This window comes from Paenibacillus sp. JCM 10914, from assembly GCF_001315105.1.
Taxonomy (GTDB): Bacteria; Bacillota; Bacilli; order Paenibacillales; family Paenibacillaceae; genus Paenibacillus_AQ.
In genome coordinates this window covers 159539-183939 of sequence record NZ_BAZR01000003.1, presented here as the reverse complement: position 1 = coordinate 183939, position 24401 = coordinate 159539, and the positions used below count along the sequence as shown (strand labels likewise).

Annotated in this window: 17 protein-coding genes and 2 pseudogenes; 4 read left to right on the top strand and 15 right to left on the bottom strand. The window is 48.0% G+C overall.

All coding sequences use genetic code 11. From position 1 onward, the window contains the following. Nucleotides 1-144: 144 nt before the first annotated feature. Nucleotides 145-1886, top strand: a pseudogene (locus JCM10914_RS06355) (alpha-glycosidase). Between the two features lie 249 nt (nucleotides 1887-2135). Here JCM10914_RS06355 and glgA read toward each other — a convergent pair. After that, nucleotides 2136-3566 carry a glycogen synthase GlgA gene (glgA, locus tag JCM10914_RS06350; RefSeq protein WP_023958714.1) on the bottom strand — a complete coding sequence of 477 codons (1431 nt, stop codon included), beginning with the start codon at nucleotides 3564-3566 and terminating at the stop codon, nucleotides 2136-2138. Next, nucleotides 3563-5436 (bottom strand): annotated as a pseudogene (gene glgB / locus JCM10914_RS06345) (1,4-alpha-glucan branching protein GlgB). The gene glgA and the pseudogene glgB overlap by 4 nt, the downstream one beginning before the upstream one ends. Before the next feature lie 286 nt (nucleotides 5437-5722). On the opposite strand from glgB, the gene JCM10914_RS06340 reads away from it, so the two are divergent. Further along, the gene (locus JCM10914_RS06340; RefSeq protein WP_023958708.1) at nucleotides 5723-6934 is read left to right on the top strand and encodes a glucose-1-phosphate adenylyltransferase; all 1212 of its coding nucleotides are present in this window, start codon (nucleotides 5723-5725) and stop codon (nucleotides 6932-6934) included. A gap of 36 nt (nucleotides 6935-6970) precedes the next feature. On the opposite strand, the gene JCM10914_RS06335 is transcribed toward JCM10914_RS06340, so the two are convergent. The 6 genes from JCM10914_RS06335 to JCM10914_RS06310 all read right to left on the bottom strand — a co-directional run bounded on the left by JCM10914_RS06335 (nucleotide 6971) and on the right by JCM10914_RS06310 (nucleotide 13144). Further along, nucleotides 6971-7498, bottom strand: a complete 528-nt coding sequence (locus tag JCM10914_RS06335) for a GNAT family N-acetyltransferase (protein ID WP_036717241.1) — start codon at nucleotides 7496-7498, stop codon at nucleotides 6971-6973. A 23-nt stretch (nucleotides 7499-7521) separates the two neighbouring features. Further along, on the bottom strand, nucleotides 7522-8967 hold the full coding sequence (locus JCM10914_RS06330) for a cell wall metabolism sensor histidine kinase WalK (RefSeq protein ID WP_023958704.1): 1446 nt from the start codon (nucleotides 8965-8967) through the stop codon (nucleotides 7522-7524). Then, nucleotides 8967-9662, bottom strand: coding sequence for a response regulator transcription factor (locus JCM10914_RS06325; RefSeq protein WP_023958702.1), 696 nt, complete (start codon nucleotides 9660-9662; stop codon nucleotides 8967-8969). The genes JCM10914_RS06330 and JCM10914_RS06325 overlap by 1 nt, the downstream gene beginning before the upstream one ends. A gap of 72 nt (nucleotides 9663-9734) precedes the next feature. After that, nucleotides 9735-11000 (bottom strand): hypothetical protein, encoded by a 1266-nt coding sequence (locus JCM10914_RS06320; RefSeq protein ID WP_023958701.1) that lies wholly within the window; start codon nucleotides 10998-11000, stop codon nucleotides 9735-9737. A gap of 53 nt (nucleotides 11001-11053) precedes the next feature. Next, nucleotides 11054-11773 carry a phosphonate ABC transporter ATP-binding protein gene (locus tag JCM10914_RS06315; protein ID WP_023958699.1) on the bottom strand — a complete coding sequence of 240 codons (720 nt, stop codon included), beginning with the start codon at nucleotides 11771-11773 and terminating at the stop codon, nucleotides 11054-11056. A gap of 84 nt (nucleotides 11774-11857) precedes the next feature. Then, entirely contained in the window at nucleotides 11858-13144 is a 1287-nt protein-coding gene (locus JCM10914_RS06310; RefSeq protein WP_081739753.1) for an MFS transporter, read from the bottom strand. A gap of 22 nt (nucleotides 13145-13166) precedes the next feature. On the opposite strand from JCM10914_RS06310, the gene JCM10914_RS06305 reads away from it, so the two are divergent. Both JCM10914_RS06305 and JCM10914_RS06300 read left to right on the top strand, forming a co-directional pair. Continuing rightward, the gene (locus JCM10914_RS06305) at nucleotides 13167-14084 is read left to right on the top strand and encodes a helix-turn-helix transcriptional regulator (RefSeq protein ID WP_023958695.1); all 918 of its coding nucleotides are present in this window, start codon (nucleotides 13167-13169) and stop codon (nucleotides 14082-14084) included. Nucleotides 14085-14105: 21 nt separating this feature from the next. Further along, nucleotides 14106-14843, top strand: coding sequence for an HAD family hydrolase (locus JCM10914_RS06300; protein WP_023958693.1), 738 nt, complete (start codon nucleotides 14106-14108; stop codon nucleotides 14841-14843). Nucleotides 14844-14908: 65 nt separating this feature from the next. On the opposite strand, the gene JCM10914_RS06295 is transcribed toward JCM10914_RS06300, so the two are convergent. From JCM10914_RS06295 to JCM10914_RS06265, 7 genes are all read right to left on the bottom strand, one after another. Then, a complete protein-coding gene (locus tag JCM10914_RS06295; protein WP_023958691.1) occupies nucleotides 14909-17161 on the bottom strand; it encodes a type IA DNA topoisomerase in 2253 nt (750 codons plus the stop codon). 93 nt (nucleotides 17162-17254) lie between these two features. Further along, the gene (locus JCM10914_RS06290; RefSeq protein WP_023958689.1) at nucleotides 17255-18742 is read right to left on the bottom strand and encodes a glutamate synthase subunit beta; all 1488 of its coding nucleotides are present in this window, start codon (nucleotides 18740-18742) and stop codon (nucleotides 17255-17257) included. Between the two features lie 334 nt (nucleotides 18743-19076). Further along, nucleotides 19077-19574: a dihydrofolate reductase gene (locus JCM10914_RS06285; RefSeq protein WP_023958687.1), complete on the bottom strand. Its 498-nt coding sequence runs from the start codon at nucleotides 19572-19574 to the stop codon at nucleotides 19077-19079. A gap of 48 nt (nucleotides 19575-19622) precedes the next feature. After that, nucleotides 19623-20417, bottom strand: coding sequence for a thymidylate synthase (locus tag JCM10914_RS06280; RefSeq protein ID WP_023958685.1), 795 nt, complete (start codon nucleotides 20415-20417; stop codon nucleotides 19623-19625). 161 nt (nucleotides 20418-20578) lie between these two features. Further along, on the bottom strand, nucleotides 20579-21994 hold the full coding sequence (gene lpdA / locus JCM10914_RS06275) for a dihydrolipoyl dehydrogenase (RefSeq protein WP_023958683.1): 1416 nt from the start codon (nucleotides 21992-21994) through the stop codon (nucleotides 20579-20581). Between the two features lie 4 nt (nucleotides 21995-21998). Next, nucleotides 21999-23321: a dihydrolipoamide acetyltransferase family protein gene (locus tag JCM10914_RS06270; protein WP_023958681.1), complete on the bottom strand. Its 1323-nt coding sequence runs from the start codon at nucleotides 23319-23321 to the stop codon at nucleotides 21999-22001. Nucleotides 23322-23350: 29 nt separating this feature from the next. Next, complete coding sequence (locus tag JCM10914_RS06265) at nucleotides 23351-24328, bottom strand: alpha-ketoacid dehydrogenase subunit beta (RefSeq protein WP_023958679.1); 978 nt, start codon at nucleotides 24326-24328, stop codon at nucleotides 23351-23353. Between the last annotated feature and the right edge of the window lie 73 nt (nucleotides 24329-24401).

Genomic DNA, 24401 nt, shown 5'->3' with positions numbered 1-24401 from the left:
GAATATGCAATCCCTTGCGCAATCCCTGCATCTTTTGATGTATAATCTGTCCGAACATGTCTCATCTTATTAGAGCTAACATGCTGGTTTAAGGCTATTCGGCTGGTTATGAAATAGCTATACTTAGAAATAGGAGGTGTTACCATGTTGTTAGAAGCACTGTATCATGTTCCTCGAGATAAATGGGCATACGCTTATGATTCTTATACCATCCATCTGCGAATTCGAACCAAGAAGAATGATATTGATTCAGTCGTAGCCATGACCGGCGATAAATACGATTGGGAACAAACTTACTTCGAGATTACGATGGACAAAGCTGCTTCTGATGACATGTTTGATTATTTTGAGTGCGGGGTCAGACCGAAGTTCAAGCGATTATCCTATGGCTTTCGAATTCATGCTGGCGATGAGACAGTATATCTAGTGGATAACGGAATTATGTGGCACTATCCCAACCCGCCGGCTGGATATTTCGAATTTCCATACATACATGAGATTGATGTGTTTAAAGTTCCCGAATGGGCTAAAGAAGCCGTTTTTTATCAGATCATGACAGAGCGCTTTGCTCAAGGTAACCCGAAGATTGCCCCGCAACATGCTGAGCCCTGGGGCGGTGCACCGGCACTTGATAATTTTTTTGGCGGAGATTTGCAAGGGGTGCTGAACCGGCTGGACTACTTGGTCGATCTGGGCATTAATGCGATTTACTTCACACCGCTCTTCCTCTCTCCTTCGAACCACAAGTACGATACCGTTGATTACACCAAGGTAGATCCTCATTTTGGCGATAACGAACTGCTTAAGAAAGTCGTGGAAACATGCCATAACAAGGGCATCCGCGTCATTCTTGATGCCGTATTCAATCATTGCAGCGAAGAGTTCCCCCCATTCCAGGACGTCTTGGAGCATGGCGAGCAATCCATCTATGCCGGCTGGTTTCACGTCAACCAATTCCCTTGCGAGATCAAGAATGGCATTCCAACTTACGATACTTTCGGCTTCTATGGCAATATGCCGAAATTTAATACGGCTCATCCCGAGGTCAAGCATTATTTGTTGGGTGTGGCCCAATACTGGATTAAAGAAATCAAACTTGACGGCTGGCGTCTGGACGTAGCCAATGAGATTGATCATCACTTTTGGCGCGATTTTCGGCAAGTAGTAAAAGAAGCTAACCCGGAGGCCTATATCGTCGGTGAAGTCTGGTCGGACTCCCTGATCTGGCTGCAGGGAGACCAGTTTGATTCGGTTATGAATTATCCGTTCGCCGATAAAATGCTGGCCTTCTTCAACGGCGAAATGGATGGCATGACGTTTGCCAACCGGATCGGCTCCATCCTCATGCGTTACCCGCAGCAGACCAACGAAGTTGTATTCAACCTGCTCTGCAGTCACGATACACCGCGATTGTTGACCCGGGTAGGGGGCGATATCAGGAGGATGAAACTAACCGTATTGTTCTTGTTCACCTTTACGGGAACCCCTTGTATTTTTTATGGCGATGAGATCGGATTGTCCGGAGACGGCGATCCAGATTGTCGTAAGTGCATGGAGTGGGACCCTGACAAACAGAATCTAGAGCTGCGTAGCTTCTATTCAAGCATGATTGCACTGCGAAAGAGGTATAAGGCGCTAAGGCAAGGGCGTTTTCGATTCCTTCGAGCACACTGGCAAGACGCCAACATCCTATATGAACGGGCGGACGAGCAGCTGCATTTTTTAATCTGGATGAACAACAGTCATCACCGCAGAACGCTGTCGCATCCGATTGTCACTTCCGATTGGCTGGATGCTTTCACCCACGAATCGGTCAAGCCGATTCATGGATGATGAACATCGAGCTTGAGCCCTTTGGCTACCGCATTTTGTATCGGCATTTGTGACCACCCAGGGAGACGCTCCGCGTACGAATAGTTCCTCCCCTCGCTGTTGCTCTCGCTTGTCCGGAATCGATTCGTCCTCTCCGCTAGGCCGTGCAGATGCTCTACTTTTTAAGACACAAAGAAACCGTTCTTTGGTAAAATGGAGCTGTGACCCAAACCATTTACGAAAGGAACGGTTTCTTTGTACATTCCATACAGCATGGACCAACTTCATCTTTACTTCTAAGATGGCCCCTTGCGTTGACAACATCACAGCTTAATTTGACGATAAATCTCCTGATATTGACCAGCAGAGACATTCCAACTATAATCTCCGCCTAAGGCGTTCTTGGACACCTTGCGCCAATGCTGCGGATTAGCATAGATCGAGGTAGCCCGCCGAATGGTATTCATCATATCGTGCGCATTGAAGTCTTTGAAGGAGAAGCCGTTGCCTTCACCCGTGTATTCATTGTATGAATGAACGGTATCGTTCAAACCGCCTGTTTCTCTAACAATCGGTACGCTGCCGTAACGCATAGCGATTAATTGGCTTATCCCACACGGCTCGAATTTGGACGGCATCAGAAACAAATCGCTGCCAGCGTAGAAGCGGCGGGATAAAGATTCACTGAACCGGATTTGAGCTGACATTTTGTGAGGGTAGCGGTTTGCCGCTTCCCGGAACCAATGTTCATATGACGGATCACCTGTACCGAGGACAATGAATTGTATCTCATCATAATACAAGAGCTCATCCAGCGTACGAATGACAAGATCAAGTCCCTTGGAGTCCACCAGCCGGGTTACCATGGATACCAGCGGAACATCGGGTGCGATGGGCAGGTTTAATTCTTCCTGCAGAGCGGTTTTATTCTCGATTTTTTTGGCAAGACTGCTCCGATATTTGACGGCTAGATGAGGATCCGTTGCAGGATTGTAACTCTTCGTGTCGATTCCGTTCACGATCCCGCTCAAGCGAGCTCCTTGTGATGATAATAACCCATCCAGTCCATAACCGTAGTAACTGGTCTGAATTTCATGCGAATATGTCGGACTGACCGTTGTCACATGATCCGAGAAAATAATTCCGGCCTTCATGAAGTTCACGTTGCCATAATACTCAACCCCATCCGGCGTGAAATATTGACTATGAACGCCTAACAGATCCACCAATACCTCGATCGGATATACGCCTTGGTACAATAGATTGTGTATCGTGAACACAGTTCTTATGGCTTGGTAGTAAGAATCGTGACGATAAACGTCATAAAGCAACAGCGGAATCATCGCCGTATGCCAATCATGACAATGAAGCACATCGGGTTGAAATCCGATGACCGGCAGGATGTCGAGCACCGCCCGGTTAAAGAAGGCGAACCGCTCTCCATCATCCATATATCCATAAATACCTTCCCTGCCGAAATAATATTCATTGTCCACAAAATAAATCGTCACACCGTCCACTGTTAGTGAAGACACGCCACAATACTGCTCTCTCCACCCTACACGAACCCGGGTTTCACCAATATGCTGCATACGCTCCCGATATTCCTCGGGAATGCTTGAATACTTCGGGAGAATCACCCGTACGTCATCCCCCATACTCTTAAGCGCTTTGGGTAAAGCAGCAATAACATCCGCCAAACCGCCTGTTTTGATGAATGGCCCGCATTCTGAAGCTGCAAGTAACAATTTCATAACTGCTTCCCCTTTCTGCTTGTTTTGGTGGTGTCCCCATTCTGATTCGTCCGGCGCTGCGGCCGCTGCTTACGCAAGACCACCATACTTAGCGGCGCTAATTGGATGCCAAGACTATGCGTCTGATTATGCCAGGTTATCTTCTCGGCTTTCATACTCTCTTCGTTCAGCATTCCGGTGCCGCCAAAGTCAAGATGATCCGAATTGAATACTTCTATATATCGACCTGCTCGCGGAATCCCGACCCGATATTCTTCATACGCTCTTGGTTGAAAATTAATGATCACAATCAGCGATTCACCCGGTTTTGAACTGTTCCTCACATAGGAAATAACACTCTGGTGATTATCATCGGCACTTAACCATTGAAAACCTTCCAAGTCATGGTCTCGCTTCCATAGCGCTTTCTCTTCCAGGTACAATCGGTTTAGGGCAGCGGTATAAGCAAGTTGTTTACGATGACTTTCATAATCCAGCAACAACCAGTCCAATTGCTCCTGATCTTTCCATTCGATGAATTGACCAAACTCACCGCCCATGAACATTAATTTTTTCCCAGGCTGAGTGAGTTGATAACCGAGCAATAATCGTAGACCAGCGAATTGCTGCTCATAGCTGCCAGGCATTTTGTTTAATAGTGATTTTTTGCCATGTACAACCTCATCATGCGACAACGGCAACGCAAAATTTTCCGAATAGGCATAACAAATGGGGAAGGTTAGTAAATTATGTTGGTAAGGACGCTCGCTGAAATCCAGCTCCATGTACGAAAGCGTATCATTCATCCATCCCATATTCCATTTGTAATTAAAACCGAGCCCGCCTTCATGAATCGGAGAAGTAACCCCGTTCCAGGCGCTCGATTCCTCTGCCATCATCAGCACATTCGGATAATAGCTAAAAACGGCCTTGTTCAATTGACTGAGGAACTCAATGGCCTCGATGTTTTCAAGTCCACCTTGGTCATTGGGGCAATACTGGCCTTCCTTCTTCTCAAAATCAAGCCGAATCATGCTGGTCACCGCATCAACACGCAAACCGTCGATGTGATACATATCCACCAAAATAAGGCATTGGAGATAAGGAATGAAATCACTTCCGGTTTGGCATAATCGAAAGAAAGCGTGCCCCAGCCTGGTCTTTCCGCTTTCATGGGGTCCGTATATTCGTACAGCGGTGTTCCGTCGAATTGACGAAGTCCATGCGCATCTTTGGCAAAATGTGCGGGGACCCAATCCAGGATGACGCCGATACCTGACTGATGAAGTTGATCCACCAGGTACATGAAGTCGTGCGGGCTGCCATAACGGCTTGTCAGCGCAAAAAATCCGGTTCCTTGATAACCCCATGACAAGTCGTAAGGATGCTCCGCAAGGGGCATAAATTCAATGTGAGTATAATTCATATCAAGTAAGTAAGGTATGAGGATTTCGGACATCTCATGGTATGTATAATAAGAACCGTCATCTTTTTGCCGCCATGTCCCGAAATGCATCTCGTAGATTAACATTGGCTTCCTGTAAGGATTGCGGTTTTTTCGTCTCCAGCCAGCATCGTTCCATTGGTACCCTTTCAGTGTCGTGACCACCGATGCAGTAGCCGGCCTCACTTCAGAGCGGAACGCGTAGGGATCTGCCTTGAGAAAAGTTTCTTTGTTCGGGCCTGTAATCTGATATTTGTATAAAGTTCCAACCTGCATCCCAGGAAAAAAGCGACTCCAAATTCCCGAATCGGGCATCCTATATAACGGGTCTTTGGAACCATCCCAGCCGTTCCAGTCACCTGCTAGTCCAACCTGAGCAGCATGAGGAGCCCAGACGGTAAAGCGTACACCTATCGCACCTTCTTCTTCATCAGGATGTGCACCCATATAGCGGTAACTGTGATAAGACGTACCTTCATGAAATAAATACACTTGCTCGGTTGTCAGATTTCCTTCCCAAACCGCTTGCTTCAATAGGATTCACCCGCTCCATCTTAAAAAATGCAATATTATTACACATTATTAACCCATTCTAACCAGGTTGAAAATAAAAAATGTGCCTGAAAAATAATTTTGTAATTTTCAAGTTAGTTTTTCAATATAATCGTTTCAAACCCCGGGAATGTCGGTTATCTAAGGTACATCATTGAAAATACTTTGGGAGGGAAACGTGATGAAGAGAAAAGATTGTATTGCTATGCTTCTAGCTGGGGGCGAAGGTAAAAGATTGGCCCCACTGACGTCGAAGCTGGCAAAACCCGCCGTTCCGTTCGGCGGTCGCTACCGAATAATCGATTTTCCTCTCAGCAATTGCGTGAACTCGGGAATCGACACCATTGGTGTTCTTACGCAATATGAGCCCGAATCTCTGCACAGCCATATCGGCCAAGGCGAGCCTTGGGGTCTAACACATACTGAAAGAGATGGGATTGCCCTGCTTCCATCCCAGCTAATAACGGAGGAAGGCTATCTGGGAACTGCAGATGCCATATACAAAAACATCCAATACATCGATCAACAAAATCCAGAGCATATACTTATTCTCTCGGGTGACCACATATATCAAATGGACTATCGGGAAATACTGGATGCCCATAAGAAACATGGTGCACCTGCAACCATATCGGTCATGGAGGTTCCTTGGGAGGAAGCCAGTCGATTTGGTGTGATGAGCGTTAACGAACGTTATGAGATAACGGAGTTTGCCGAAAAACCAGCCGAACCTCAAAGCAATCTCGCATCCATGGGCATCTACTTGTTCCGCTGGGACTTCCTGAAACAACATTTAATGGAAGATGCGGCGGACCCGAATTCCAGCCACGACTTCGGGAAAGATGTGATCCCTAAAATGCTGTCCGGCCAACAGTCCCTCCTGGCTTTCCCATTCCAGGGTTATTGGCGTGATGTCGGTACGGTGGAGAGCTTGTGGGAAGCCCACATGGATATTTTGAATCAGACAGAGTTCGTTCTCGAACGCGAAGATTGGCCAATGTATACGCGCCCGCTCATGAACAAACTGTCACCAACTCTCGTGCGCAACATGGAGCATACCGACAGCCTGATCGATGATCAGTGCAGCTTCGAAGGCAAAGCGAAGAGCTCCGTGATTTTCTGTGGGGCTGAGATCGGCAAATATTCAATCGTGAAGGATAGTGTCGTAATGCCCAACGCCAGGATCGGCAAGGGTACGCAAATCGAGCATGCCATTATCGGTGAAGGTGCAATCATTCGCGATGGCGCTGTTGTCAAGGGATCTCCTGGCAACGTCATCGTAGTCGGTCCTTATGAAACCATTCTTCCGAAACCGACAGTCCGCACGCAGCCAACGCGCCTGCTCCAAGAGGTGTACGAAGGACGCTTGCGAGCCAATGTATCTTCATCTTGAACAAAAAGCGATCCGCATCCGGATCGCTTTTGTTGTTCATGCTGAAAAAACCTTCTGATATAAGTTGACAAAGCGACCACCCATGTCTTGTTCTGCGACAAATTCGAAACCTTGACGTGTATAGAACGCATTGAGACTTGGTAAATGAGATACACAATCGAGCCGGAATCCAGTCATGCCTTCGCCGCGTAAATAGGACTCTGCAAAATAAAGCATCTTGGTGCCCAAATTCAGCCCCCTATACTTCGGCCGAACAGTCAAGCGATGCAAATAACCGAATGAAGCATCATCCCGCTCTCCCCAGTAGGCCGGGTCCCCAGCTTGAAGCGTGAACATTCCGACCGCTTCATGCTCCGCCATTAGAAGGAATACTTTCCGTTCAGCCAAATATTGCTGCATAAGCTCGATACTAAAGATCGATGGTTTCCACTGTTTAAGCCCTTGCTGCTCCATAACTTCAGCAGTCTCAATCAGCATGGAGAGCATGATGTCAGCATGCTCATTCCGTGCCAAACCGAGTGTGAATTCGCCTTGCTCCGTCGCTAATGTTTCCAATACAGTCATGCTCACGCCCGGTTTCCCCCCTCTTACTCGGTTTGCTCGACTTCTCCATTTTCTAATCCGCCAGCCATCGGAATTTTCCCTTCTGGTAATGGTAATCGAACGATCACGGAAGTTCCTTGTCCCAGTTCACTTTGCATATCCATCGTGCCACCATGCAGCTCAATCAGTTGCTGTGTGATCGCAAGGCCAAGACCCGTTCCTCCATTCAGCGGATTGACCTGGAAGAAACGATCCTTCACCCGCCTTAAATGCTCATCTGATATGCCAATCCCGTTATCGCTCACGGTGACTCGGACGAATTTCTCTTCTATTGTGAACGAAATATTAATAACGCCATTCTCGTGGGAGAACTTAACTGCGTTATCCACGATGTTCAGGAATACCTGCTTTAACCGATTCGCATCTCCATAGATGATCGGCTTTTCCTCGGAGTCGAGTTTAATCTGAATCCCTTTTTTCTCCGCCTTGGTCCACAAGTTAAGGATGATCTCTTGAGACAGCTCTCTCAGGTTGACAATGCCCTTCACCAGCTTCATTTCATTCTGCTGCAGCTTGGAGAAATCAAGCAGTTCCTCAACAAGACCAATCAGGCGGTCCGTTTCCTTGGAAATAATCTGCATCCCTACCTTTGTCTCGTCAGGATCATACCCACCGGAATCCAGCGTTTCGCTCCACCCTTTGATCGAGGTCAGTGGCGTTCGCAGTTCATGTGAGATGGATGAGATGAAATCGTCCTTCACCTGATTGCTTCGTACAATTTCCTGGGCCATGTAATTCAAGGTTGACGATAGCTCACCGAGCTCGTACTTGTAGTCGCCTTTAATGCGAACATTAAATTTCCCTTTAGCCATCTGCGCTGACACCGTTGTGATATTATTGATCGGCTTGACGATGGAGTTCGCCAGTCCAATACTGAACGCAAGTACAAGTGCCAGAACGGCAGCCCCAATGCCAACCGCGAACATCGTCATCCTCATCAATTTCTCGTTAATGGTCTCGAGCGAGGTCACGTATCGAAGAATATACGTATTGTCGAAGCCATTCTGAACCGTCTGCGATACAGCCATCACGATCTGACCGGTACCCTGTTGTTTACCGACCCAGCGACTCGTATTGCCAGCAAGGGCTTGCGTCACGTCACTGCTCTTAATCGTCTGATCCAGTTGGAAGCCGGTGGAAGTGGTAAGCACCTGCCCGGCTTGATTCAGAATCTGAAACTCCGTATTGTAGAGCTCGAAGTGCCTTACCATCACACTTAATTGATTCACATTATTCGACGATGTCAGCCGGAAAGGCTGATAAAATTCATTGGCCGTACGGATATGATTACTTATATGGTTGTATACCGTATCGTAATAGTATGTTCGCAGAGCGATGAGAAAGATGACTTCAATCAACAGCAAGGCGATGAACACCACAAGGAAGTAGTGCAGCACGATCTGCCGCCGAATGCCTTTTTTGATGATCATTATCCCTGACCCTTCCATTTATAGCCGTGTCCCCATACCGTCTGGAGGTATTCCGGCTCGGAAGGATTGCTCTCGATTTTTTGGCGCAGTCTTCGAATGTTTACATCCACAATTTTGGGGTCGCCCATATATTCCTTGCCCCATACGTGATCCAGCAATACATCACGGCTAAGCGGCGTGTTCTCTTTCTCCAGGAAAAACTGCACCAGCGAGAATTCCGTCGGCGTAAGTTCCACAGGCTGACCGTTCTTCTTAAACAGCTTGGAGATGAGGTCGAGCGTGAACGGACCTGACTGGAAGGATACTTTCGCCGTTCCCGCCCGCTGTACGTTCACGCGACGCAGAAGTGATTGCAAACGCGCGATCAGTTCCGTTGGACTGAACGGCTTGCTCACATGATCGTCTGCTCCTACCGACAACGCGTATACCTTGTCTTGCTCCTGTACCTTCGCAGTAAGGAATATAATCCCGATTCGTTCATTCGTCTCCCGTATTCTTCGGCATACTTCAAACCCGTCAATACCAGGAACCATCACATCAAGCAGCGCAATATCGATATCCGGCGTTGTTTGCAAAATCCGAAGGGCATCATTGCCATTCTCCGATTCAAGCACATCGAAGCCGTTTCGCTTGAGGTTGATTACAATAAAACTGCGGATGGATTCCTCATCCTCTAAAATCAGCACTTTACTCAAGAGTTAATTCCCCCTTCTATCGATTGATTGGAGCCACATTGTTCGTTGGCTTTATCTCTTTTTTGCTTAATTTCAGATCACCATGCTGCGATAAGCGATAATCCGGCTCTTCTCTTTAACGAGAACCTCCCAGCCTGCTTCCGCCTCCGCCCATTGAGCCAGAGTGAAGAATTTAATCTCCGCTACCGATTCCCCGGTCTCCGTCAGCACAAAGTTTAGATATGAATTTTTGTTGGATTCCGGCGTGATCGTGATCTTGTTGAACATATCGGGCGGGAAGTCCAGGAAGAAGCGATTGGTCATATCATAATAACGCTGCAGTTGGAATTGAAGTCCTTCCTGCTCTCTAGCTTCACGGATAATCCCATCCCATTGGTAATAGGTCGTGAAGAACGGAATTTGATCCATGTCAAAGCGTTCCTCCCATCCCGCCGGCTTCGTCAACATGCCTATTTCCAGAATGCCGTCATCGTTCACATCCTCGCTCTCAATCGGCAGCTCCTTATAGGTCAGCAGCTCATCCTGTAGTACGTCGATGAACTGATCGTTCTCCATAATGATCACCTTTGAATAGGAGGAATCGGATACAACGGATGCATCCAGAATGATACCTTCTTTGTCTTTAGCCACTTTACCTGCGACAACATTGTAATAACTTTCAATACTTGTGCCGAGGTCCAGCTTATCCAATTCTATAAAGGCTCCTTCAAATTTGTCGTACTGGTAAGTGCTGATATATGACATTTCTTTTTGCTGCAGAAAAACAACCGTGATATCCTTCGTCTTGTCGCCGTTCATATCCCCGATATCAAAGTGAGTGTAAGGAATTGGTGCAGACTTCTCCAGCGAATCACCACCAAATGAATAGACGGTAAGCAGATTCTGAAGATTCTCGTCTCCCCGGGAGAAGCCGGCTACGATATCTACGGAACCATCGTTCCTAAAATCAACGAAATCGAACGATTCCAGCACCGTGCCCTCTCCTTCAAAATCCAACTTCTTCACCCAGGTATCCCCTTGCTGCTGCATAATCATCCCATGAATCTTCACTTCTTCATCCGGGGTTTGATAGAAGACGACCGCCTCCATGATCCCGTCGTTATCCAGATCATGAATCCGGATCGAACTGCTGTCGACGTCACTCCGCGGCCGGATGATCGAGCCAGAAGCCAGTTTCTTCTTCTGCAAGGCACTCTGTATTGCACCGTGAAGCGTCGCTTTATCCGTTGGCAGCTCCGGCCGTTTCATTAACGAAACCGGATCCTGAATAAAGGTGCAGCCGCTCAATATGAATAGTAGCAAGCCTGACAAGATGACTTGTACGAATCTAAGCTTCAATCAATATCAACTCATTTCTATGCCATAACCCTAGCACACACGTACATGGTTAATTACAGTCTTGTCTTTTCTCCATGTGTTAAACGTCGACCCGTTACATCAACCACAAGCTGACCGCCGGACAACCCCATGATTCGCGTGCAATATTTCTCTGCCAGCTCCAAAGGGATGACGGTAAACACGGTTAGACGCTCTTCCTCACATAAATTCTTCAAGGTCTTCAGCACATGCTCCGCCGAACCTGGATCAAGACCCGTAACCGGCTCGTCCGCCAGTACGACCTTTGCACCGTGTACCAGAGCACGAGCTATGGCGATACGCTGCTTCTCACCACCGCTTAGTTCCCCTGCTTTGCGATGTGCCTTATCGAGCAAGCCAAGATGTTCGATGGTGTCCATCGCACCCATATAATCATCAGATCGAACCATCCCTGTCACCATTCGCCAAACCGGAGTTTGACTGGACTGTCCGATGAGTACATTTTTTAATGCCGTACGATTCAGGTTTAATGAAGGATTCTGTTCAAGATATGCCCATTCCCGGCGAACCTTCCGTTTTCCTGAAGGATTCATCATGTCCTCGCCATCGATTACCAATTTGCCGCCATCCCATTTATGCTGCATCGACAGACAGCTCATCATTAAACTCTTACCGCTTCCGCTTGCACCGATCAGTCCGATCATTTCCCCGTGCTCCATCTGAAAGGTGATATCTTTTAACACGGGCGTTCGTTCAGGGCCTATATTTTTCTTCAGCCGATCCACTTTAATCATGTTATCGTCTCTCCCCGTCAAGTGCTTATTCCTACTCTCTAGTTTAGAAGAAAGCGGAGGCAATTGCCATGAGAACAAACGTTCTTAATTCTGCTCCGAAACCGACTTGGCCCTAAACCATAATCCCATGCATGCAAACAGAATATACAAGCCGCCAAGCAGCAGGAACATTCCACCGTTCCAGCCCGTTTCGAGCACGGCTCCGCCGGCATTGGGTCCGACTATGCTGCCCGCATTAAAGTGGAACGAGGCCACTACATTCGCCGCAGGCAGCAGCACTCTCGGTAATATATCCGCAGCATATGCGAGACCAAGGGAGAAGAAGGAACCTACCATACCGCCAGCAATGGTCAGTAGAATCAGGAGTGCAACAAAATCCGTTCCTGCCGCAGGTATCAACATAAAGCACCCGCCCCCGATAATCCCTGCGAACATTAGCACTCGCTTGCGTCCAAATTTATCGCTCCATATGCCGAGCGGGAGCTGCAGCAGCAGCCCGCCAATCCCTACGAATGGCAGCAATATCGAAATCTGCTCCAGTGTGAGCCCGCTTCTGAGCCCATACACCGGGAAGTTGCTGTTAATCCCCGCCTCCATGTAGCCGTATAAGAAGGCAGGAATCAAAGCAAACCACGCCAGGCGGTAACTTGTACGGTAACGTCCCTTGGGTTGCTGTATCCCTTCCGCGCTTCGTTCCGGCTTCCAATTAGGAAGCTTGACGATCACGATCAGAAGTATTACCAAGAACAAAAAGGACAGTACGATAAACGGCACAGCTTCGCCGTACTTTAGCAATGGAATGCCAAGCGGTCCTATACTAAATCCTAATCCATAGGACATGCCGTAAAAGGAGATACTTCTTCCCCGATTCTTGGAGTTTGACATCATGAGCACCCATAGTTGCGCCGCATAATGCAGTGCGCTATCGCCTATGCCGACAAGCACTCTAAGGACAAACCAGAACAGTACGCTCGGGATTAACGGAAAAGCCAACAATGACAACATGACCAGCACCAAGCCAGACACGATCAGTTTCTTGAATCCAACCCAGCCAAGCACCCTCTCGGCTACCAAGGTCATGGCAAAGGAGCCGACATACAGCGCTGCGGCATTTAATCCGTTCATGGATGAGGAGATCCCCATCCGCTCCAGAAATATAGCCAGAACCGGCAACAGCAGTCCTTGACTTAAACCGGCCGCCACCACGACGGCGATTAATATGAAATAATGAGTTCTCCCTTGCGGGGATTGTGCGACTTCGGTCACTTTAGTATGGTCCTCCTCTAATATGAAAACGATGAAATCAACAGCCAAATGAACATTATAGTGGACAAGCCTGATCGATACAAGCGATAATAATATTAATGCCATCAATTGGGAGGGTATCTGTGTTATGAAATATAAAGTAAGCATTGACGTATCCACGGTGTATGAGCTGTTAGGCAGCTTCATGATATATGCAACCAGAAAATGGACCGACAACCTGGATATCGGAAAGCAACTGATTACCGATATGGATGAACGGTTACCGCAGCATGTGCGAGTACAATTCAGTAACGCTCGGATCTGGCCGCTGGCGGATTATGACGTACTCTATGCACTGATTATGCTTCGGGGCGAACAGCAAACGATTCCTGATTTTTTGAAGTGGATCGAAACTTCGCCCGTTGAGCAATTGCATGAGCGGCTAGTACTTCATCTTCCGTTACTGACACGGAATGAACTCTCAAGAATTCGCGAACACTATTCACCATTAATGAAGCTTTGGTACGAATATTACTTCAAAACCGTAGAACGTGATCTCAGTCAACTTCTGGAAGAAGATGCTGAGGAGAAGAAGGCACTGCTCCCGAAGATGGATGATGAGAACCTGATCGAGTATGCTTCCGGCGGCGTCATTCTGGACAGCGTCCCCCAGGAACATGTTATCCTGTTTCCTGGCACCCACTTCCGTCCCATTAACACATATTGCTTCTACGAGAACACGTTGCTTCTACAATATCCGATCGACGTACCGGAAGAGGATGAGGATGAGCCGCCGGTTGTGCTTCTGCGCATGACGGAAGCGCTGGCTGATCCCGAGCGATTGCGACTGCTACGTTATATAGCCGATGATCCCAAGGCCGTATCTGAGATGGCTGCTGAACTGGGGCAGCCATACGAAGAGCTGATGCACCACTTGATGATCCTGCGCGCAGCCGGGCTTCTCCGCTCTCATCTGAAGTCCGAGAACAATGAGCGTTTCAGCCTGCGCCCCGATGGCGCATCTGAACTGCAAATGTTCTTGGAGAACTACATCCGTCTTTCATAGCAATAATCAAAGGAGCGTATCATGCCTACTACACCACAGCACATTATTTTTGATATGGATGATACACTCATTCACTGCAACAAGTATTTTGACCTGATTCTTGGCGATTATCTGGAATGGATGACGAAATGGTTTCAAGCATACGAGGTGACAACTGAGGCTATCCGCACCAAACAAGCAGAGATTGATGTTGCCGGAGTCCATAAACTTGGTTTCGCGAGCGCAAATTTCCCTCAGTCCTTGATCGATACTTACCACTATTTCAGTTCGACTTACGGCCGGGCCCAATCTGCCCTTGAAGAGCAGCAGGTTTATGCGCTGGGCCTGAGTGTATATGAACAAGAAATTGAAGCGTATCCGGGTATGGTGGAGACTCTTGCCCAGCTTCAATCCGGCGGGCATCATCTGCATTTATATACTGGCGGTGAGTCTTCGATTCAGGAACGCAAGATTGAACAAATGAAGCTTGCGGGCTTTTTTGAGGACAGGATCTACATCCGTCAGCATAAAGATATCGAAGCGCTTGAAGAAATCTTAACGCTCGGTTCGTTTAACCGAACCGACACCTGGATGATCGGTAATTCTCTTCGCACCGATGTTGTACCAGCCTTACAAGCTGGCATCAATAGCATCTATATTAAACAGCAGCGTGAGTGGCACTACAACTTGGTGGAGCTGAAGGAAGAAGCTCATAACATATTGTATACAGTGTCCCTACTGACTGAAGTACCACGTATCATTGAGAAGCATTTATCGTGATTCATAGAACGAGCCCACCCTATGATTAAAGGGTGGGCTCGTTCTATATCGAGTACATATAAAGACTAGGTGGCTGCGGTACCTGAAGTTTCAGGTTCAACCCTTAGCTTGCCATTACCCTCAGGACTTAGTATGATCCTGCCCTTGAAGGTGCTCCCATCATTGTTCTTAAACGAAAGCACTTGTGTTTTGCCTTGGGACAGGAGTGATTTCAACATCGCTTGCGATACTTTCTTGCCAGCGAACTCCTTCCAAATGACGAATTTGCATCCTGTCTTAAAATTCGCGCATCCATAGCCCTTGTTGCCCTCGATGATATGACCGTCACAGCCTGGTCTTGGACAACGGCCCAAAGATGTGCGGACAGCAGGCGCCTCAGATGAACGGGACGGAGGAGTACGTTTGGCAGTAGGTGCAGCGGACTTCCTCCCTGCCCCCTTTGCTCTTGACTTCTCTTCATCCCCACCGAACAATGAGGAGGGTGCCTGCGGCTGTGAGGACACCTTGTTAATAATCGATATAGTGAACTTCTGTACATTCTGCATGAACACGTCGACAGAAGCTTCGCCTTTGGAGATTTGATGCAACCTGCGTTCCCATTGACCGGTCATCTCCGGAGAAGCGAGCAGTTCAATGCCAGCCAGCCGTATCAATTCGATGGCTGACCTTCCCTTCTGGGTGACGGTAATCTTCTTGCCCTGCATCGTAATATAGCCAACCTTTTTCAGACGCTCTATCGTCGAGGCACGTGTGGCCGGCGTACCCAAACCGCTGTCTTTCATCGCATCGCGCAGCGCTTCATCTTCGATCGACTTGCCTGCGCTTTCCATCGCTTTCAACAGCGTGCCTTCGGTGTAACTCTTGGGCGGCTGCGTCGCCTTTTCCTTAGCCTCGGATTTCACGCAGTGCACGGGTTGATCGGCGACGATATCAAATGAGCGGCCACTCCACTCTTGATCTTCTTCCTCTTCGTCATCCTTGCCTTTCTTGGTGACCGATTTGGACTTCTTCTCTTTATCTTGCGCAATCAGCACCTTCCAACCGAGTGAAAGCAATTCCTTGATACCCGTCTTGAATGTCTCCCCTTCAACTTCTGTTAGCACGGTGTGCTGCTTATAAACAGCCGGAGGATAAAAGTGAGAGAGGAAGCGCGTGATGACCAAATCGTAAATATGTCCCTCTTCTTTGCTTAACGTCCCCGGACGCTTAAGCGTCGGCAAAATGGCGTGATGATCTTCTACCCGCCCGGGATTACACACGGCTTTGTTGTTTTTGTGCACGCGACCCGGGTCTGCTCCTTCTGCCATGGATTTGTACGAAGTCGATTTCAGCATATGCAGCGCCTTGTGCATCCCGTCGATATTCTCTTCATTCACATAGTTCGAGTTGGTACGCGGATAAGATATCACTTTATGACGTTCGTATAAAGTCTGAGCCAGGTCCAATGTTTTCTTAGCTGAATAACCATACTTCGCATTGGCCTCACGTTGCAACAGCGTTAGATCATAGAGTTTAAACGGATACTCTTTCGTTTCTTTCACTTCATACTTGCTAATTGTTCCTGGTTTGTCCATAACCTTAGCCGCAATAGCTTCGGCTTTCTCCTGAGAGGTCAGACGTTCACCCTGCCATGTACCTCCGTATTCCAACTGCTCTTGCTTAAAAACAGCTTTCACGTCGTAGAACGTCTGGGATTCAAACGCCTCGATTTCCTTCTGACGATCATAGATCAGCGCCAGCACCGGCGTCTGCACGCGTCCAACCGATAGCAGCGTCTGGTGACGGGTCGTAAAAGCCCGCGACGCATTCATGCCAATCAGCCAATCCGCTTCGCTCCGTGCTCTTGCGGCATGGGTTAAATATTCAAAATCGGCCCCATCCTTTAATTCCGCAAAACCTCTGCTAATACTCGCGGCTGTCAGATCGGAGATCCATAACCGCTTCACAGGCTGTCTTAACTTTAACTGTTGCTGTATGAGAGCGAAGATATACTGTCCTTCTCTCCCGGCATCGCAAGCGTTTACGATCTGATTGCAACGCTTTGCTACTTCACCGATGGTTTTCAACTGATCCTTGGTCTTAGGATTAGGAATGATTTTGAACGACTCCGGAATAATCGGCAGATCTCTTAAATTCCAGCGCTTGTATTTTGGATCATAAGCATCTGGCTCAGCAAGTCCGACCAGATGTCCGATTGCCCATGTGATGATATATTGTTCACCTTCGATATAGGTACGGTTATTCTTCGCTTTAGGCTCGATCACCGCGGCGATATTCCGACCCATATCCGGCTTTTCGGCAATGACCAACGTCTTCAATTCACAAGCCCTCCCCAGTCTAACTTCAAAAAAAAGACTTCGCGCACCGCGAAGTCCTTCATCTGTAACATTATATCATATTCACTGTCCAAATTACACCAGAACCGTAGCACCCATCAAATATTTGTCAACCTCACGTGCTACCTCACGACCTTCATTGATTGCCCACACGACCAAACTTTGGCCGCGACGCATATCTCCCGCTGCGAATACTTTATCCACGTTGGTTGTATATTTGCCATATGGTGCTTTAATATTGGAACGACGATCCGTCTCAAGACCAAGCTGTTGTGCCAAGGTCTGCTCAGGTCCGTCAAAGCCGATCGCGATAAAAGCCATCTGCGCTGGGAAAGCCTTCTCCGTGCCGGGAATCGGCTGATATACTTTACGCCCGGTTTCATCTACGATCCGTTCGATTTGTACAGTGTGAAGTTCTTTCAGGTTGCCCTCATCGTCACCGACAAACTTCGTTGTCATAATGGAGAATTCCCGCGGATCATTCCCAAACAGCGCCTTCGCTTCCTCATGTGCATAATCAAGCGTATACACATTCGGGAACTGCGGCCATGGGTTGGCAATCGGATCACGCTGCAGCGGAGCTTGCTTATGCGTACCGAATTGCGTAATACTGCTGCAACCATGACGTAAAGCTGTAGCCACGCAGTCAGAACCGGTATCGCCGCCGCCGATTACGATGACATCCTTGCCTTCTGCCGAGAGATAATTGCCATCCTCGAGATTGGAATCCAGCAAGCTCTTAATCGTGCCGTTAAGATAATCCATCGCATAATGAATGCCTTTGAGATCGCTACCCTCTATGTTGAACTCACGCGGTTTCGTTGCACCGCCACAGAGTACGACAGCATCATAATCTGACTTCAATTGTTCAGCAGGGATGTCTTTGCCAATCTCCGTGCTCACGACAAATTCGACCCCTTCTGCCGCCAGCAGATCTACACGACGCTGCACAACACCTTTATCAAGCTTCATCGAAGGAATACCGTAAGTCAACAATCCACCAATACGGTCGGCACGTTCGTAGACGGTTACGGAGTGACCGGCCTTATTCAATTGGGCTGCAGCCGCAAGACCAGCAGGTCCAGAACCAACAACGGCTACACGACGCCCTGTCCGCTTCTCAGGTGGTTCCGGTACAACCCAACCTTCTTCGAAGCCCTTATCGATAATAGCTTGTTCAATCGATTTAATCGTGACCGGTTGACCAATCAGACCAACGGTACAAGAACCCTCACAAGGGGCAGGACACACACGTCCTGTAAATTCAGGGAAGTTGTTGGTTTTGTGAAGCCGTTCAAGCGCTTCTCTCCACAAGCCGCGATAGACCAGGTTGTTCCATTCAGGGATCAGGTTGTGAATCGGACAGCCCGATGTTCCTCCGACCATATCAATTCCTGTATGACAGTATGGCGTACCGCAGTCCATGCAACGGGCCCCCTGGGTCTGGAGCTCTTCTTCTTCTAAATGTTTATGAAACTCTTCCCAGTCCTTCAGACGCTCTTCCGGACTCCGATCTGCCGGAAGCTGACGCTCATATTCCATAAATCCTGTTGGTGTAGACATACTGCTTTACCCCCATCCGTTCTATCCAAGCTGATTACCATGTATCCATTATCATACCATAAATCATCCACAATCTAATGTTAATAGACAACAGAAACAGCATTCAACCTGATTTATTTTTTCTATTTATGACAAAAAAACTTTTATCAGTGTGCAAATCCCTACATTCTGTGACTATTTAAGCACCTATTTGTATAAACATTAGAAATATAGTAGCATTTCGCTTTTCGCCTGTTAAATGGACTATATGCATGATCATTTGTATTATCACGATATGAAAGCGTGTACAACGCCTAGATAGCTGAGGATCTGAATCGAATTTTTATTTGTACTATTAAACGGATCCCTTGCGTTCATAGGTCACGAAGCGATACGAATAGGGATTCTTCTCGTCCGTAATCCCCGGCACTTCTTCTATGATCTTCCACTTATCCCAGTCTACCTCAGGAAAGTAGGTATCACCTTCAAAGTCATGATCAATAAATGTACAATACAATCGATCCGCCCTTGACAGCATAAGCTCGTATATCTGCGAGCCTCCAATGACCATTAACTCGTCTGCCTCTGCGTATGGTAATGCATCTTCAATATCATGAATGACGACGCCTTGGTCCTCCATTAATCGAAAATCAGGATCCCTTGTAAGGACGATGTTCGTGCGGTTCGGGAGCGGTTTACTGCCAAACGATTCCCAAGTTTTACGCCCCATGACAATCGGTTTATTCAGTGTCATTTCTTTGAAAAATGCCATATCACGCGGTAGACGCCAAGGCATCGTACCGTTAAGGCCGATCACTTGCTCGTTGCCCATCGCCCAGATCATCGATATCATAAAGCTGGCTCAACTCCCCTATTGTTGTACTTCTCGCACCCTGTTCTTCTACACGGCCACCGTTGCTTTTATCGTCGGATGGTATTGATATCCTTCAAACTCAAAGTCCTCGAAATTATAATCGAAGATACTATCAGGCTTCCGCTTGATAACCAATTGAGGCAGTCCGTACGGTTCTCGTTCCAACTGCGTCTTCACCTGCTCCATATGATTGGCGTATATATGCACATCGCCGCCTGACCATATAAACTCGCCCGGCTCCAAACCGCATTGCTGCGCAACCATATGCGTTAGCAGTGCATAGCTGGCAATATTAAACGGCAACCCGAGGAAGCTGTCAACCGAACGCATCGTTAACATGCACGATAATTTGCCGCCAGCGACATAGAACTGGAAGACGAAGTGGCACGGTGGCAGCTTCATCTGTTCAATCTCTGCTACGTTCCAGGCGCTTACGATATGTCGTCTCGAATCGGGGTTGTTCTTGATCGATTCAATTACGTCCGTGATTTGGTCAATGTGACCTCCATCCGGCTTCTCCCACGCACGCCACTGGGAACCATAGACAGGGCCGAGATCTCCATTCTCATCCGCCCACTCATCCCAGATCCGTACTCCGTTCTCCTTGAGATATCGTATATTCGTCTCACCGCTCAAGAACCATAACAGTTCATGAACGACCGATTTCAGATGAATTCGCTTGGTGGTCATCAGGGGAAAGCCCTGCGATAAATCAAATCGCAATTGACGACCGAATACCGATAAGGTTCCCGTTCCGGTGCGATCTTCCTTCTGCTCCCCGTGCTCCAGGATATCTTGTAGCAATTCCAAGTATTGTTTCATTCATGTCACCCCATCTATAAATCTCATATATCCAGTCTATCATGTTCACTACCTCTTGGGCAGTTGCAAATTAACACCAAAAAAAACAGGAGACAGATACCGCCTGTTCGCGTTTCTGCCTCCTGCTTAATATTCTATATAGTCATCCCCGAGAACGAATATTAACGGGCAATGATATGAATTGGATGACCCATAACGAGTTCTGCAGCTTCCATTACGATTTCACCCAGTGTTGGATGTGCGTGAATGGTCAATGCCACATCTTCAAGCGTAGCACCCATCTCGATTGCAAGACCAAGCTCTGCAATCAAGTTGGAAGCTTCCAAACCAACGATTTGCGCTCCAAGGATCAAACCTGTTCCTTCTTCAGCCACGATCTTCACGAAGCCTTCAGGATGATTCAAGGATACGGAACGCCCGTTACCTGCATAAGGGAATTTGCCCGCTTTTACTTTGTGGCCTTTTTCCTTCGCTTGCGCTTCGGTATAACCAACGCTGGAGCACTCAGGATCGGTGAATACAACCGCTGGAATGCACTTGTAATCCACTACGGAAGGCATGCCGGAAATCGCTTCAGCAGCCACTTTACCTTCGTAGGAAGCTTTGTGAGCCAACGCCAGACCGGACACGATATCTCCAATCGCGAAGATATGTGGGATGCTGGTACGGCCTTGATGATCGACCTTCACAAATCCGCGCTCATCCATGTCCAGACCGATCAGATCCAGACCGAGTTCGCCATCGGTATTCGGACGACGGCCAACGGTAACGAGCAGGTAGTCTGCTGTTACTTCTTTGGTCTCGCCATTAACGGAGTATTTCACCGTAACTTCTTTATCGTTCTGCTCAGCACTTTCAGCTTTAGCACCTGTAATGATGTCGATACCGGTTTTCTTCATGTTCTTCGTAACGAGACTTGTCATATCCTTGTCGAAGCCAGCAAGAACGCTGTCCAGACCTTCGATAATCGTCACCTTGGAACCGAATTTGGAATACATTTGTCCAAGCTCAGCACCAATGTAGCCACCGCCGATGACAATCATGCTCTTCGGTACTTCTGGCAGGTTGAGTGCTTCTGTTGAAGACAAGATACGTCCTCCGAATGGGAAAGGCTTCAATTCAATTGGGCGCGACCCCGTTGCGATAATGCAGTTCTTGAAGCGGTAACGCGGTGATTCATGATCGTTGAAAACGCGAGCTTCGTTCTCGTTGATGAACATGCACTCACCATTGAAAACTTCGACTTTATTACCTTTCAACAAACCGGATACCCCGCCGGTCATTTTTTTCACAACGCCGTTCTTGAATTCCTGAGTCTTCGTGAAGTCAACCTTCACGTTCTCCACGGAGATACCGAAAGCGTCAGCGTGCTTCGCAGCTTCGAACTGATGAGCAGCCGCGATCAGCGCCTTGGATGGAATACATCCACGGTTCAGACACACGCCACCGAGTTCCGATTTATCAACGATCAGTACTTTCTGGCCCAGCTGGGCGGCACGAATCGCCGCCACATATCCACCAGGACCTGCACCAATGACTAGAGTGTCAATATCTAAAGAAGCATCTCCTACTACCATTCGATTATACCTCCATCACGAGCAACTCAGGGTTCGAGAGCAGCTCTTTAATATAATTCACAAAATTCTGAGCCGTGGCACCGTCGATGATGCGGTGGTCGAAGCTCAAGGACAATGCCATAACAGGTGCTGCTACAACTTCACCGTTCTTAACAACCGCTTTCTCACTAATACGTCCGGTACCCAGAATCGCAACTTCAGGGAAGTTAATGATCGGAGTAAAGAACATACCGCCTGCGGAACCGATGTTCGTGATGGAGATCGTGCTGCCCTTCATCTCGTTAGGAGCAAGCTTTCCTTCACGTCCACGAGTCGCCAGATCACGAATGCTGTCAGCAATCATCCAGATGCTCTTACGATCAGCATCCTTGATCACAGGCACGATCAGACCGTTGTCTGTATCCGTGGCGATACCGATATTGTAGTATTTCTTGTACACGATCTCGTTCGCTTCTTCGTCGATCATCGCATTAAGTTCTGGGAACTTACGGCTTGCCGCAACGAGCGCCTTCACGATAAATGGCAAGTAGGTAACTTTCGTTCCCTTCTTCTCAGCAATCGGCTTCATGCGTGTGCGGAACGCCACCAATTCTGTCACGTCAACCTCATCCATCAAGGTAACATGTGGTGCAGTATAAGCCGATTTAACCATCGCATTGGCAATCGCCTTACGGATTCCCTTGAATGGTACGCGCTCTTCTTCTGCGCGAGGGTCCACCGCAGACGCAGATGTTACTGGAGCCGCTTTAGCTTCGGTTGCTTCTGCTTGAGCAGGAGCCGCCGCTTGACCGCCGCCGTTCTTAAACGCTTCTACGTCTTCACGCGTTACTTTGCCATTGTTGCCGGAGCCTTGAACTTGGCCAATATCAACGCCTTGCTCTCGCGCGAATTTGCGAACGCTTGGAGTAGCCAGCACTTCACGGTTCGGAGCTGCCGGTGCTGAAGATTCACCTTTGCCGCCTTCCTTGGCATCAGCCGGAGCGTCTTGTGCAGGAGATGAGGTTGTATCCGCACTTCCTTTTGCAGTATCCGCTTCTTGAGCCGCTTGCTCGTCGGCATGACTTTCTTCTTGCTCAGGAATGTCGCCTTCGGCATCAATGATCGCTACCACTTCGCCTACGCGGCAAACTTGGCCGTCCTTGGCAAAAACTTCTTGAACTGTACCATTAACGGGACAAGGAACTTCTACGACCGCTTTGTCGTTCTGTACTTCCATGATGATGTCGTCATCTGTTACTTTGTCGCCTGGTTTGATGTGCATTTTGATAATTTCGCCTTCATGCAGACCTTCACCCAGCTCTGGAAAACGATATTCGAATTTTGCCAACTGTATAACCTCCCTAGATATTGCTGCGATTAGAAATTCATAACTTTATTAACGGCCTCAACGATACGGGCCGGAGTAGGCAACCAAGTATCCTCGATTTGAGCGAATGGATACACCGTATCTGGAGGTGTAACGCGCAGCACTGGTGCTTCCAGATGCAGAATCGCTTTTTCGTTAATTTGTGCAATTACCTCCGCTGCAACGCCTGCGGACTTCTGTGCTTCTTGAACGACGATCGCACGGTTTGTCTTCTTAACAGAAGCCAGTACCGTATCGATATCAATCGGGGCAATCGTCCGCAAATCGATGATTTCAGCTTTGATGCCGTTCTTCTCCAGCTCGTCAGCAGCTTTCGTAGCCGTATGAACCATCATACCGTAAGCGATAATGGTGACATCTGTACCCTCACGCACGACATTTGCTTTACCAAGTTCAACCGTATACTCGCCTTCTGGCACTTCTGCACGGAATGCATGATACAGGTTCAAGTGCTCCATGAAGAATACAGGATCATTATCGCGGATAGACGCGATCATAAGACCTTTTGCATCATAAGGATTGGAAGGAACTACAACTTTAATACCCGGGGTTTGCGTAATGAAACCTTCAAGCGCATCGGTGTGGAGCTCAGCTGCCTTCACGCCGCCGCCAAATGGCGTGCGGAATACGATAGGCGAATTGTAACGTCCGCCGGAACGATAACGCATACGCGCAGCCTGAACCACGATTTGATCCAGTGCCTCAAAAATAAAACCAACGAATTGAATTTCGGCGATCGGACGGAAGCCTTGAATACCAAGGCCAACAGCCATACCTCCAATTGCAGATTCAGCAAGAGGTGTATCGAATACGCGCTCTTCCCCAAATTCTTTTTGAAGTCCTTCCGTTACACGGAAGACACCGCCGACATTACCTACGTCTTCACCGAAGATGACAACGTTAGGGTCACGGCTTAACTCAACGCGCATGGCGTCGCGAATCGCTTCTTTCATGTTCATTTGTGCCATTGCTTCATTTCCTCCTTAAGAATTACAGTTCACTAAGCGTTTTGAATGGACAAGCTTCTTGCAATCTATCGTT

Coding starts and splice junctions, on each gene's coding strand:
- JCM10914_RS06290 (WP_023958689.1), bottom strand. CDS start 18,742: ATGTCTACACCAACAGGATTTATGGAATATGAGCGTCAGCTTCCGGCA.
- JCM10914_RS06305 (WP_023958695.1), top strand. CDS start 13,167: ATGAAATATAAAGTAAGCATTGACGTATCCACGGTGTATGAGCTGTTA.
- JCM10914_RS06340 (WP_023958708.1), top strand. CDS start 5,723: ATGAAGAGAAAAGATTGTATTGCTATGCTTCTAGCTGGGGGCGAAGGT.
- JCM10914_RS06280 (WP_023958685.1), bottom strand. CDS start 20,417: ATGAAACAATACTTGGAATTGCTACAAGATATCCTGGAGCACGGGGAG.
- JCM10914_RS06315 (WP_023958699.1), bottom strand. CDS start 11,773: ATGATTAAAGTGGATCGGCTGAAGAAAAATATAGGCCCTGAACGAACG.
- glgA (WP_023958714.1), bottom strand. CDS start 3,566: ATGAAATTGTTACTTGCAGCTTCAGAATGCGGGCCATTCATCAAAACA.
- JCM10914_RS06335 (WP_036717241.1), bottom strand. CDS start 7,498: ATGACTGTATTGGAAACATTAGCGACGGAGCAAGGCGAATTCACACTC.
- JCM10914_RS06330 (WP_023958704.1), bottom strand. CDS start 8,967: ATGATCATCAAAAAAGGCATTCGGCGGCAGATCGTGCTGCACTACTTC.
- JCM10914_RS06265 (WP_023958679.1), bottom strand. CDS start 24,328: ATGGCACAAATGAACATGAAAGAAGCGATTCGCGACGCCATGCGCGTT.
- JCM10914_RS06285 (WP_023958687.1), bottom strand. CDS start 19,574: ATGATATCGATGATCTGGGCGATGGGCAACGAGCAAGTGATCGGCCTT.
- JCM10914_RS06300 (WP_023958693.1), top strand. CDS start 14,106: ATGCCTACTACACCACAGCACATTATTTTTGATATGGATGATACACTC.
- JCM10914_RS06310 (WP_081739753.1), bottom strand. CDS start 13,144: ATGGCATTAATATTATTATCGCTTGTATCGATCAGGCTTGTCCACTAT.
- lpdA (WP_023958683.1), bottom strand. CDS start 21,994: ATGGTAGTAGGAGATGCTTCTTTAGATATTGACACTCTAGTCATTGGT.